Origin of the sequence: Nocardioides sp. N13(2025) (assembly GCF_051912545.1) — a bacterium.
Taxonomy (GTDB): Bacteria; Actinomycetota; Actinomycetes; order Propionibacteriales; family Nocardioidaceae; genus Nocardioides.
Genome location: NZ_CP196809.1, coordinates 1335154 through 1347456, shown reverse-complemented (window position 1 = coordinate 1347456; position 12303 = coordinate 1335154). Strand labels below are relative to the sequence as shown.

10 protein-coding genes are annotated in these 12303 nt (G+C 73.6%); all 10 read left to right on the top strand.

Annotation, left to right across the window (positions count from 1 at the left end; all coding sequences use genetic code 11):
• Positions 1-20 precede the first annotated feature (20 nt).
• Positions 21-482, top strand: coding sequence for an SRPBCC family protein (locus ACS3YM_RS06460; protein WP_439939250.1), 462 nt, complete (start codon positions 21-23; stop codon positions 480-482).
• Between the two features lie 245 nt (positions 483-727).
• Positions 728-1333 carry a DUF1326 domain-containing protein gene (locus ACS3YM_RS06455; protein WP_439939249.1) on the top strand — a complete coding sequence of 202 codons (606 nt, stop codon included), beginning with the start codon at positions 728-730 and terminating at the stop codon, positions 1331-1333.
• Between the two features lie 2 nt (positions 1334-1335).
• Positions 1336-2109 (top strand): DUF2182 domain-containing protein, encoded by a 774-nt coding sequence (locus ACS3YM_RS06450; RefSeq protein WP_439939248.1) that lies wholly within the window; start codon positions 1336-1338, stop codon positions 2107-2109.
• Positions 2110-2164: 55 nt separating this feature from the next.
• A complete protein-coding gene (locus ACS3YM_RS06445) occupies positions 2165-3112 on the top strand; it encodes an ATP-binding protein (RefSeq protein ID WP_439939247.1) in 948 nt (315 codons plus the stop codon).
• A 40-nt stretch (positions 3113-3152) separates the two neighbouring features.
• A complete protein-coding gene (locus ACS3YM_RS06440) occupies positions 3153-4796 on the top strand; it encodes an ABC-F family ATP-binding cassette domain-containing protein (RefSeq protein WP_439939246.1) in 1644 nt (547 codons plus the stop codon).
• Positions 4797-4860: 64 nt separating this feature from the next.
• Positions 4861-5538 (top strand): hypothetical protein, encoded by a 678-nt coding sequence (locus tag ACS3YM_RS06435; RefSeq protein WP_439939245.1) that lies wholly within the window; start codon positions 4861-4863, stop codon positions 5536-5538.
• 10 nt (positions 5539-5548) lie between these two features.
• Positions 5549-7129, top strand: coding sequence for a Y-family DNA polymerase (locus tag ACS3YM_RS06430; protein ID WP_439939244.1), 1581 nt, complete (start codon positions 5549-5551; stop codon positions 7127-7129).
• Positions 7130-7144: 15 nt separating this feature from the next.
• Positions 7145-10540 carry an error-prone DNA polymerase gene (locus tag ACS3YM_RS06425; RefSeq protein ID WP_439939243.1) on the top strand — a complete coding sequence of 1132 codons (3396 nt, stop codon included), beginning with the start codon at positions 7145-7147 and terminating at the stop codon, positions 10538-10540.
• A gap of 66 nt (positions 10541-10606) precedes the next feature.
• A complete protein-coding gene (locus ACS3YM_RS06420; RefSeq protein ID WP_439939242.1) occupies positions 10607-11548 on the top strand; it encodes a glycosyltransferase family 2 protein in 942 nt (313 codons plus the stop codon).
• Entirely contained in the window at positions 11545-12294 is a 750-nt protein-coding gene (locus tag ACS3YM_RS06415) for a sulfotransferase family protein (protein WP_439939241.1), read from the top strand. The genes ACS3YM_RS06420 and ACS3YM_RS06415 overlap by 4 nt, the downstream gene beginning before the upstream one ends.
• Positions 12295-12303: the final 9 nt, after the last annotated feature.

Genomic DNA, 12303 nt, shown 5'->3' with positions numbered 1-12303 from the left:
CGGCCACCGGAGTGGTTCCCATGAACGAACGCCACCTCACGGTCCGACGGCACATGGCGGTGCCGACGCAGCCCGTCTGGACAGTCTTCGCCGACTTCCCGAACCTTGCAGCCCACTGGACCGGCCTGCGAGCAACGAGGGCCATCGGCACTCAGACGAGTGGTGTCGGCGCCCGGCGCCACGTCGACCTGAAGCCGGTCGGGGGCATGGACGAGACGGTCACGGCCTGGCAGGAGGGTCACCGGATCGACACCTCGAACCACGCAAGCCCACTGGTGCCGTTCGGCCGGGCCGAGACCAGCCTCGTGCTCGAGCCCGAGGACGGAGGGACGCTGGCCACGTTCGACTACACCTACGTGCCCAGGGGTGGCCCGCTCGGCCGACTCACCGGTCCCGTGATCGACAGGATGCTCCGGACCTCCTTCACCGACATGCTCGCCGCCGCCGAAGCCGCGGCGTCCGCCGACAGTGGCGGCCGCTGACCACCTCGGCCGAGGCCGCGCGCGGCCGTCTTCGCGGGTGACGAGAGAGGTGGCGCCGCACCGGGATGGGTCGAGAGCTCCCCTGACGGCACCCGAGCGCGGCAGGAACCACAAGCGGCTCGCCGAGCTCGTCGACGCCGGTCCGGGTCGAGGCGAAACCCGCTCCATACCGCTCGGATTCCTCCGTTGACACCTCTCCGGCACAGGAGAAAAGTGATGACGGGGCATCACCCAGGAGACAGACAATGAGTTGGGAAATCGCTGGAACATACTTCGAGAACTGCAGCTGTGACATGGTCTGCCCGTGCTCGGCGTCCGGGCTCACCCACGCTGCCGACGCCGATCGCTGCACGGTGGTGCTGGCGTTCCACATCGAGTCGGGCAGCTCTGGCGAGGTCGACCTCTCGGGACTGAACGTCTGCATGGTCGCCGACGCACCGAAGATGATGACCGACGGCGGCTGGAAGGCCGCGCTGCTCACCGACGACGGTGCCAGCGACGAGCAGGCCGACGCGCTGAACGCGATCTTCGGAGGCCAGGCGGGCGGCCCGCTCGCGGACCTCTCGCCACTGATCGGCGAGATGGTCGGCGGCGGTCCGGCGGCGATCAGCTATGCGGACGACGGCTTCAGCCACCGGGTCACCGTCGGGGACATGGTCGACCTCGCCGTCGAGGACTTCGTCTCCCCCATGGATCCGACCGGCAACGGCGTGCGGATCAGCGGGGTCGGCTTCCCGGCGGACACCCTCGCCGTGGGCACCGCCACGAAGGCTTCTGTCAACGCCTTCGGGATGGCCTGGGACACGACCGGGAAGAACTCCTTCTCGGCACCCTTCGCCTGGTCCGGCTGACGGTGCTCGACCAGCGGGCGGCGAAGGTCTCGCCCGCCGTCGGTGCGCTCGTGCTCGCAGCGGCCGGTGCAGCGGTCGGCACGGTGCTGCTCGCCCGCGGCATGGAGGTCGGCCCGGGGACGATGGGGATGGGCCTCGTCCCGTTCCTCGCCGTCTGGACGCTGATGATGGCGGCGATGATGCTCGCGTCGGTCTCACCGGTCGCCGCCCTGTACCTCCGGCGACTCTCCGCCGAGCCGCGCGGCGTACGAGCGTTGCGGACGGCCGCCCTGGTGTGTGGCTACCTGCTGGCGTGGACGACCTTCGGGCTCGCGGGCTACGTGCTGGCACGCGCGGGGGGCTGGCTGGTGGACGAGCACCCGGGCCAGGCGCCGTACGTCGGTGCTGCGGCGCTGGCGGTCGCCGGCCTCTACCAGCTGACCCCGGCGAAGGAGCTCTGCCTGCGCCACTGCCGGTCCCCGATCGGCCTGTTCCTCACGTACAGCGCCCTGCGCGGCCGGACCCGCGACCTGCAGGTCGGCCTGCGCCACGGCACCTACTGCGTCGGCTGCTGCTGGGGCCTGATGGTGGTGCTGGTGGTCATGGGGGTGATGAACGTCGGCTGGATGGTCCTGATCGCGGTCGCCATCGCGATCGAGAAGCTCTGGCGGCACGGACGTCGCTTCGCCATGGCGACGGGGGTCGCGTTGATCGCCCTGGCGTTCGTCGTCCCCTCACACCCCGACCTGGTCCCCGGACTCGATCCCGTCGACCAGTCGAGCGACATGGGCATGTGAGGGCTTTCGACGCGCACTCGGTGCGCGTCACCGCCGCGGACGCTAGCCTGCCCTCATGGGCGGTGCGCCGGGGAGGTTGCACGTACGCCTGGCCGCGGACGCGGCCAGTGTCGCGGGGGTGCGCCGCTTCATCTCCGACGGCCTGGACGCGTGGGGCGACGGGCGGTTCGCGGACGCGGCCGAGCTCGTGGCCAGCGAGCTCACGACCAACGTCGCCCTGCACGCGGGGGCCGAGTTCATGTACGTCACCCTCGAGCGCACTGAGGACGGCGTACGAGTCTCGGTCGAGGACGACGGACCACTCGGCGCCGAGGTCGTCCAGGCGCGTACGCCGACGGCCGAGGACGCGACGTGGATCGAGCTCGACGCCACCGGTCGCGGCCTCGCCATCGTGGGCATGGTGGCCCACCGCTGGGGCGTCGACGAGACCACCCGCGGCAAGCACGTGTGGGCGGACCTCGCCGACCCTGACGAGGTCGCGCCGGCCCCACCCGCGCCGCACCCCGAGCTCCCACCCGACCACCCCGTGACGGAGGAGCTGCCACCCGGGTGGGTGATGGTGCGGCTCGCCGCCTGCCCGGTCGAGCTCAGCCTGCAGCAGGACCGCCACCTCGACGAGCTGGTCCGCGAGCTGCAGCTGCTGTCGGTGGACCAGGACAACCGCGAGTCCGCCGCGCTCGCCCGCGAGATCCGCGGCCTCCTCGTCTCCCCCACCGCTGCCCGGCTCACCGGCCGCCGGGCGGCCGAGCGCGCCCGGGCGGAGGGCAGGGACGTGGTCGACATCGACATGGCCATGCCGCGCGAGTTCAGCGAGCTGGTCTCGCAGCTCCACGTAGCAGTCATCCGGGCCGAGGAGCTGTGCCGCGACGGTCGGCTGCTCACCCTGGCCTCACCCCCTGACGTGCAGGAGCTCCGCGCCTGGATGACCCACGAGATCGTCGCGCAGGCGACGCGCGGCGCCGCGCCGGTCACCTGGGCGGACTGGCGATCCGACGCAGGCTGACGATCGAGGGCATCGCCCGGCCGGGCACTAGGCTCCCGCCGTGACCGCCACGCTCGTCGCGAAGGACCTGTCCGGTGGACACGGTCACCGCATCCTGTTCGAGGGCCTCGACCTCACCGTCTCACCGGGGGACGTGATCGGCGTCGTCGGTGCCAACGGTGCCGGCAAGTCGACGCTGCTCTCGCTGCTGGGCGGAGCGGTGCGGCCGCTGGCCGGCTCCGTGAGCAGCGCTCCGCGCGACGCCTTCGTGGGGCTCCTGCCGCAGGAGCACGAGCGGGTGCCGGACGAGACGGTCGGGCAGTACATCGGGCGACGCACGGGAGCCACCGCGGCGACCGAGGCGATGGAGGCTGCCGCGGCGGCGCTGGGCTCCGACGAGCCGGGCGCCGACGACGCCTACGCGATCGCCTTCGACCGCTGGATGGCGAGCGGTGCGGCCGACCTCGACGACCGGGTCGCACCGGTGCTCGCCGACCTCGGTCTCGACGTCGGACCCGACGCCTCGATGACGGCGCTGTCCGGCGGCCAGGCCGCCCGCGTGGCCCTGGCCGCGCTGCTGCTCAGCCGCTTCGACGTCGTGCTGCTCGACGAGCCGACCAACGACCTCGACCTCGACGGGCTGGAGCGGCTCGAGTCCTTCGTCCAGGGCCTGCGCGGCGGGGTCGTGCTCGTCTCGCACGACCGGGAGTTCCTGGCGCGCTGCGTCACCCGGATCGTGGAGCTCGACCTCGCGCAGGGGCAGGTCACCGTCTACGACGGCGGTTACGACGCGTTCCTCGAGGAGAGGGCCATCGCCCGGCGCCACGCGCGCGAGGCCTACGAGGAGTACGCCGGGGTCCGCGCCGACCTGGTGCAGCGGGCCCGGACCCAGCGCGAGTGGAGCTCGCAGGGCGTGCGCAACGCGATGCGCAAGAGCCCCGACAACGACAAGATCCGCCGCAAGGCGGCCACCGAGTCCTCGGAGAAGCAGGCGCAGAAGGTGCGCCAGATGGAGTCGCGGATCGCCCGCCTCGAGGAGGTCGAGGAGCCGCGCAAGGAGTGGGTGCTGCAGTTCGACATCGCCGCCGCGCCGCGTTCGAGCGGGGTGGTCGCGACCCTCAACGAAGCGACCGTCCGCCTGGGTGACTTCCGGCTCGGGCCCGTCTCCGCCCAGGTCGACGCGGGTGACCGGATCGGCATCACCGGCCCCAACGGCGCCGGCAAGACCACGCTGCTGCGACTGCTGCTCGGTCACATCGCGCCCGACACGGGCTCGGCGTCGCTCGGTGCCTCCGTCGCGGTGGGGATCATCGACCAGGCACGCATGACCCTGGACGACACGCTGCCGCTGGGTGCCGCCTTCGAGGCCGCCGTCCCGGAGCTGACGCAGGCCGAGGTGCGCACCCTGCTAGCCAAGTTCGGGCTGAAGGCCGACCACGTCACCAGCGAGGTCGGCCGCCTGTCCCCCGGGGAACGCACCCGCGCGGCCATGGCGCTGCTGCAGGCCCGGGGAGTCAACCTGCTCGTCCTCGACGAGCCCACCAACCACCTCGACCTGCCGGCCATCCAGCAGCTCGAGCAAGCCCTGGCGTCGTACGACGGTGCGCTGCTGCTCGTCTCCCACGACCGCCGCCTGCTGGAGAACGTCCGGCTCGACCAGCGCTGGGAGGTCGACGGGGGCCAGGTCGTGGTGCGTCACGTCTGACTGACGGGCGCTGCGCCCGAGGGCGCTTCTTGACTCGTTCGAACACGTGTTCGATGATGGGGCCATGTCCTCCGCCCGCTCCGTCGCCGCGCTCGATCCGGGGCGTTCGGTGGTCGAGCAGCTGCGCGAGCGGGTGGCCGCGATGGAGCACAGGTCCGCGGGCGAGCCGGTGCCCACCCTGCCCGGACTGTCCGACATCGTGCCCCTGCACGCGGGGTCGACCTACGCCGTCGACTCCGCGTCGCTGGCGCTCGCGCTGGCCGCGGGAGCCTCGCGCGCGGGCGAGTGGGTGGGCTTCGCCGGCTGCACCGACTTCGGCGCGGAGGCCGCTGCGGAGCTGGGCATCGAGCTGTCGCGCACAGTGCTGGTGCCCGACCCCGGCGAGCACTGGCTGGAGGTGACCGCCGCCCTGGTCGACGTGCTCCGGGTGGTGGTCCTGCGCCCACCTGCCTCCGTGAGCGAGCGCACCGCAGGCATCCTCGACTCCCGCCTGCGCACCCGTTCCGCGGTGCTGGTGGTGCACGGCGACTGGCCGCGGGTCGCGGCCCGGGTGAGCGTCGAGGAGTCCTCCTGGAGCGGTCCGGGCACCGGCGGGGGCGACCTGCAGGAGCGGCGCGCCCGCGTCGTCGTACGTCGTGGGGCGCGGCCGCCGCAGCGCGCGGACCTGACCTGGCCCGGGGTCCACCGGCTCGCCCGGGAGGTGCACGAGATCCAGCAGCCAGTGGACGGCAGAGCCGGATGAGGGCCGTCCGATGAGGGTCATGGTCGTGTGGTGCCCCGACTGGTCGGTGGTCGCCGCGCTGGTCGAGGCCGAGCGGTCGCCACGCTCCCCCGCCGCCGTCCTCTCCGCCAACGTCGTCGAGGTGTGCAACGGCCCTGCCCGGTCCGAGGGCGTACGCCGGGGGCAGCGCCGCCGCGACGCGCAGGCCCGCTGCCCCGAGCTGGTGCTGCTGCCGGCCAACCCCGACCGCGACGCCCGGGCCTTCGAGCCGGTGCTCGCGATCATCGAGGACCTGCGCCCCGGGGTGGCCGCGCTGCGCCCCGGCCTGCTCGCGGTCCGCGCGCCCGGCAGCTGGTACGGCACGGAGACCAAGGCCGCCGCCACCGCCTGCCAGGCGCTGGTCGAGGGCGGCGTCTGGGACGTCCGGGTCGGCATCGCCGACGACCTCTTCACTGCCGAGCAGGCCGCCCGCACCGCCGACGTGCAGTCGTGGGTGGTCGTCCCCGAGGGAGGGTCGGCCACCTTCCTGCGCGGGTTGCCCGTCCACGTGCTGCAGGACGACGGGCCGCGGGGACGGGAGCTGGTCGGCCTGCTGCAGCGGCTCGGGCTCCGCACGCTCGGCGACCTCGCCGACCTGCCGGCAGACGCCGTCGAGCACCGGCTCGGGGCCCACGGCGCCGCGGTCCGCCGTCGGGCCAGGGGCGAGGACCGCGCGCTCTTCGCCGCCCGCACCCCGCCCCCCGAGCTCGACGCGGACGTGGTCTTCGAGCCGCCGCTCGACTCGGTCGAGGCGATCACCTTCAGCGTGCGCACCACGGCCGAGCGGTTCGTCTCCCAGCTGGCGCACCACCAGCTCGTCGCCACCGGCGTGCGGGTCGAGGCCGAGTCCGACGGCGTCGTCTGCTCCTCGCGCGAGTGGCTGCACCCCCGGCACTTCAGCGCCCGCGACCTCGTCGACCGGGTCCACTGGCAGCTCCAGTCGGCCAGCCTGGGTGGAGCCCTCCGGGCCCGCAAGGAGTCCGGCGAGGTGCGCTCCCCGATCGAGCGGATCCGGTTCGTCCCCGCCGTGGTCGAGCCGGCCGCCGCGCACGGCGAGGCGCTGTGGGGCTCGGCGTCCGACGACCTCGTCGAGCGAGGCGTCGCCCGGGTGCAGGGCATGGTCGGCTTCGACGCCGTACGCCGCCCGGTGCTGCAGGGCGGCCGCAGCCCGTCGGCCCGGCAGGCGCTGGTGCCGTGGGGCGAGCGCGCCGTCGACCTGCGCCCGGTGGACCGGCCGTGGCCGGGCCGGGTGCCCGGACCCGCGCCGGTCCGGGTGTTCGCGACGCCGCCCGCCGCCGAGGTCGTGGACGACGCGGGCCGCGAGGTGCGGGTCACCGACCGCGGCGTCGTCAGCGGTGAGCCGCGCCGCTTCCGGGTCGGGGGCGCCCCCGACGGACAGGGCCTCCCCTGGCAGCCGGTGACCGCGTGGGCCGGGCCGTGGCCCACCGACGAGGGCTGGTGGTCGGGCGGGACCGGGCCGAGCGCCCGCTTCCAGGTCGTCGGCGCCGACGGCCGCGCCTGGCTCCTGCTGCGCGCGCCCGACGGCTGGTCGCTGGAGGCGGGTTATGACTAGCGAGGAGCGGGGCTGATGGGCTGGAACAACCCCGCCATGCACTGGAAGGAGCTCGAGCGGCGGCTCAGCGGCCTGCCCGGAGCCGACGACGCACCGGTGTCGCGACGCAAGCGCGGCTCGACCGAGGCGCGCGAGATCGAGCGACCCGTCGCCGTCACGCCCTACGCCGAGCTGCACTGCCACAGCCACTTCAGCTTCCTCGACGGGGCCAGCTCGCCTGCCGAGCTCGTCGAGGAGGCGGTGCGCCTCGGCCTGCACGCCCTGGCGATCACCGACCACGACGGCTTCTACGGCGCGCCGATGCTGGCCGAGGCGGCGGCGGCCTACGACCTCCCGACCGTCTTCGGCGCCGAGCTGTCCCTCGGCCTCACGGCGCCGCAGAACGGCGTGCCCGACCCCGAGGGCAGCCACCTGCTGGTGCTCGCGCGCGGGGTCGAGGGCTACCACCGGCTCGCCGCGGCGATGACCGACGCCCACCTGCGCGGTGACGAGAAGGGACGCCCGGTCTACGACCTCGACGAGCTGGGCGAGCACGGACGCGGCCACTGGGCGGTGCTGACGGGGTGTCGCAAGGGCACCGTCCGGCAGGCCCTCGCCTCGGGCGGCGAGCCCGCCGCGGCCGAGGCCCTCGACCGGCTGACGTCGCTCTTCGGGCTCGAGCACGTGCTCGTCGAGCTCTCCCCGCGACCCGGCGCCGACCCGACCAACGCCTCGCTCGCCCGGCTCGCCGCCGTCCACGGGCTCGACGTCGTCGCCGCCGGCAACGTCCACCACGCCACCCCGCAGCGGCACCGGCTGGCCTCGGCGATGGCGGCCGTCCGCGCGCGGCGCAGCCTCGCCGAGCTCGACGGCTGGCTCGACCTGTCGGGCTCGGCCCACCTGCGCAGCGGCGCCGAGACGGCGGCCGCGCTGACGGCGTACCCCGAGGCCGTGCGGCGCAGCGTCTCGCTCGCCGACGAGCTGGCCTTCGACCTCAAGAAGGCGTCACCCGCCCTGCCGAAGCGGCAGATCCCCGAGGGCCACACCGCCGACTCGTGGCTGCGGGTGCTCGCGGAGCGCGGCTTCGCCGAGAGGTACGCCGGGGTCCCGCACGAGGCCGAGGCCCGCGAGCGACTCGAGCACGAGCTGCGGGTCATCGCCGAGAAGGACTTCGCCGGCTACTTCGTCATCGTCCACGACATCGTCGCCTTCGCGCGCGAGCGGAGGATCCTCTGCCAGGGCCGCGGGTCCGCGGCGAGCTCGGCGGTCTGCTACGCCCTGGGCATCACTGCCGTCGACGCCGTCTTCTACCGGCTCCCCTTCGAGCGCTTCATCTCCGCGCACCGCGACGAGGAGCCCGACATCGACGTCGACTTCGACTCCGACCGGCGCGAGGAGGTGATCCAGTGGGTCTACGACACCTACGGTCGCCGCAACGCCGCCCAGGTGGCCAACGTCATCGCCTACCGGCCCCGGATGGCGGTGCGTGACGCGGCCAAGGCGCTCGGCTTCTCCCCCGGCCAGCAGGACGCCTGGTCCAAGCAGATCGACGGCTGGAAGTCTGTGGTGGCCGGAGACCAGGGCGACCCCGACGCCCACGACGTCCCGGCGCCCGTTGTCGCGCTCGCGGAGGAGCTGATGGGCGCGCCCCGCCACCTCGGCATCCACTCCGGCGGGATGGTGCTCACCGAGCGGCCGATCGGCGAGGTCTGCCCCATCGAGCGGGCGCGGATGGACCGGCGCACCGTGCTGCAGTGGGACAAGGACGCCTGCGAGTCGATGGGCCTGGTCAAGTTCGACCTGCTCGGCCTCGGCATGCTCGGCGCGCTCGACCACATGATGCGGCTCGTCGCCGAGCACCTCGGTGAGCAGTGGGACCTCGCCACGATGCCCAAGGAGGAGCCGGCGGTCTACGACATGCTCTGCCGGGCCGACTCGATCGGGGTGTTCCAGGTCGAGAGCCGGGCCCAGATCGGCACGCTGCCGCGGCTGCGGCCCCGCGAGTTCTACGACCTCGCCATCGAGATCGCCCTGATCCGCCCCGGCCCCATCCAGGGCGGGGCGGTCCACCCCTACGTCCGCCGGGCCACCGGGCAGGAACCGGTGACCTACGACCACCCCGAGCTCGTCCCGGTGCTCGAGCGCACCAAGGGCGTCCCGCTGTTCCAGGAGCAGCTGATGGCGATGGCCGTCACGCTCGGCGACTGCAGCCGCGACGACGCCGACCTGCTGCGCCGCGCCATGGGGTCCAAGCGCGGGGTCGAGCGCATCGAGTCGGTCAAGGCCAAGCTCTACGCCGGCATGGCGAAGCGCGGGATCACCGGCGAGCTGGCCGACTCGATCTACGTCAAGATCCTCTCCTTCGCCAACTTCGGCTTCGCGGAGTCGCACGCCCTGTCCTTCGCGCTCCTGGTCTACGCCTCGTCGTGGTTCAAGCTGCACTACCCGGCAGCGTTCCTCGCCGGCCTGCTGCGCAACCAGCCGATGGGCTTCTACTCGCCCCAGTCGCTGGTCGGCGACGCCCGGCGGCACGGAGTCGACGTACGCCGCCCCGACGTGACCCGGTCCGCGGCGCAGGCCGACCTCGAGCCCTGCGTCGACGGTCCCGTCGCCGCTACCGGGCTCGACGGGTGCTGCCGGCCCCGGTTCGAGCGCGTCGAGTGGGTGCCGGGCACCCCCGACCCGGTCCCGACCCACCGGCGCGACGGCGCGCTCGCCGTACGCCTCGGGCTCGACTCGGTGCGCGGCATCGGGCCGGACGTGGCGCGCCGGATCGTCGCGGCGCGTGACGAGGCGCCCTTCACCGGCATCACCGACCTGTCCCGCCGCGCCGACCTCACCCCGGCCCAGCTCGAGGCGTTGGCCACGGCGGGCGCGTTCGACGCGTGGGGCCTGGACCGCCGGGAGGCGCTCTGGGCGGCGGGCTTCGCGGAGGGAGCCGGGCACCTGCCCGGGAGCACACCGGCCCCGGCGGCGCCCACGCTCCCCGGCATGAGCGAGCCCGAGATCACCCTGGCCGACCTCTGGGCCACCGGCATCTCCCCCGAGCGCCACCCGGTCGAGCACCTGCGCGACGAGCTGCGCCGCGCGGGCGTCCGGTCGGTCGCCGAGCTCGCCGACGCCGAGGCCGGCCGCCGCGTCCACGTCGGCGGTCTCGTCACCCACCGGCAGCGACCCGGCACCGCGATGGGGGTGACCTTCCTCAACCTCGAGGACGAGACGGGCATGCTCAACGTCGTGTGCTCGATCGGCGTGATGAAGGCGCACCGACAGGCCGCACGCAACCGGGTGGCGGTGGTCGTCCGCGGGCGCCTCGAGCGCAACGAAGGCGTGACCAACCTCGTCGCCGACCGGGTCGAGCCCATCGACGTCGTCGTGCCCGGCGCGGGGGCGGTGCTGCAGGCGCGGGCGTCCTCGCGGGACTTCCGCTGAGGAGTGGGGCGCCGGTTCGCGGTTCGGCCCTATGGTGGGACCAAGCCGACCCGTGAGAGGGACACCGTGAGCGCCGACCCGGCCGACTTCTCGTATTCGATCGTCATCCCCGTCTACAACAGCCAGGAGGTCGTGGGCCGCACCGTCGACGCCGTCCTCGAGGTCTTCGAGGCCGCCGGCCTGCGCCACCAGGTCGTGCTGGTCAACGACGGCAGCCGAGACGCGAGCTGGGAGGTCATCGCCGACCTGGCCCGGCGCTCGCCGCACGTCGTCGCCCTCGACCTGCTGCGCAACTACGGCCAGCACCACGCCAACGTCGCGGGGATGCGCGAGGCCACCGGCGACTACGTGATCACCCTCGACGACGACCTGCAGAACCCGCCCGACCAGGCGCTGCTCCTCATCGAGAAGGCGATGGAGGGCCACGACGTCGTCTTCGGCCGCTTCGAGCGCAAGCAGGCGCGTGGCCACCGGCGCCTCGGCAGCAAGGCGATCAGCATGATCAACCGACGGGTCTTCGACCAGCCCCCGGGCCTCGCCGTGTCCAACTTCCGCATCCTGCGCCGCGACGTGGTCGAGCGGATCTGCGCGTCGCGCACCGCCCACCCCTACATCACCGGCCAGGCGCTGATGTTCTCCAGCGACCCGGCCGACGTGCTGGTCCGGCACGACCCGCGCACCGTCGGCACCAGCAGCTACGGCCTGCGACGCATCGTGTCGCTGGTGCTCACCATCTTGTTCAGCTATTCCGTCTACCCCCTGCGGCTCGCCGCCGCCGTCGGCTTCGCCGTCGCCGCCGGCAGCTTCCTGCTGGGCCTCTTCTACCTGGGGCGCTCGCTCTTCGTGGACTCGCAGGTCCCCGGCTGGACGACGATCGCGGTGCTGCTGGCCGTGCTCAACGGCTTCGTGATCATGCTGCTGTCGATGCTGGGGGAGTATGTCGTCCGCACGCTCAACGCCGTCAGCTCGGTCACGACCTACCACGTGGCACGGCGGGTCTCCTCGTGAGCGGGTGCGACCACCGGCACCTGCTGGTCGTCGGCGGGCAGCGGTGCGGCACGACCTACCTCAGCCGCGCCCTCGACGCCCACCCGGACGCCACCATGGCCCGCCCGTCGCCGCCCGAGCCGAAGGTCTTCTGCGACGCCGGGCTGTCGGCGCGCGGCGTCCACTGGTACCACCGCACGTGGTTCGCCCACGCGGGCGGGGAGCAGCTGCTCGGTGACAAGAGCACCAGCTACCTCGAGGACCCCGAGGCGCCGTCCCGGGCCGCGGAGATGCTGGGCACGCCGGACGTCGTCGTGCTGCTGCGCGACCCCGTGCGCCGGGCCGTGTCCCACTGGCGGTTCAGCACGGCCAACGGCCTCGAGACCCGCCCCCTCGAGGAGTCGTTGCTCGCCGACCTCCGCGAGGACCAGCCGTGGGACCCGGAGCGGTCGTCGGTGTCGCCCTTCGCCTACCTGCGGCGCGGACGCTACGCCGAGCAGCTGCGGCCGTGGCTGACGGCGTTCCCCGGGACCACGCACGTGCTCTTCCTCGAGGAGCTGCTGGCCGACCCCCTCGTGCTGCGCACCCTCGTCGCCGACCTGGGCCTCGACCCGGGCCGTACGCCCGTCCCGGCCGACGACGCGGTCAACGCGAGCCCGGGCGAGGTCCCCGCGCTGGATGCCGCGCTTGGGAAGACGCTGGAGGGGTACTTCGAGGAGAGCAACGCCGAACTTGCCCAGCGGTTGGGGAGGCTGCTTCCGTGGTGAGCCGGACCG

Coding starts and splice junctions, on each gene's coding strand:
- ACS3YM_RS06430 (WP_439939244.1), top strand. CDS start 5,549: ATGAGGGTCATGGTCGTGTGGTGCCCCGACTGGTCGGTGGTCGCCGCG.
- ACS3YM_RS06425 (WP_439939243.1), top strand. CDS start 7,145: ATGGGCTGGAACAACCCCGCCATGCACTGGAAGGAGCTCGAGCGGCGG.
- ACS3YM_RS06455 (WP_439939249.1), top strand. CDS start 728: ATGAGTTGGGAAATCGCTGGAACATACTTCGAGAACTGCAGCTGTGAC.
- ACS3YM_RS06435 (WP_439939245.1), top strand. CDS start 4,861: ATGTCCTCCGCCCGCTCCGTCGCCGCGCTCGATCCGGGGCGTTCGGTG.
- ACS3YM_RS06460 (WP_439939250.1), top strand. CDS start 21: ATGAACGAACGCCACCTCACGGTCCGACGGCACATGGCGGTGCCGACG.
- ACS3YM_RS06445 (WP_439939247.1), top strand. CDS start 2,165: ATGGGCGGTGCGCCGGGGAGGTTGCACGTACGCCTGGCCGCGGACGCG.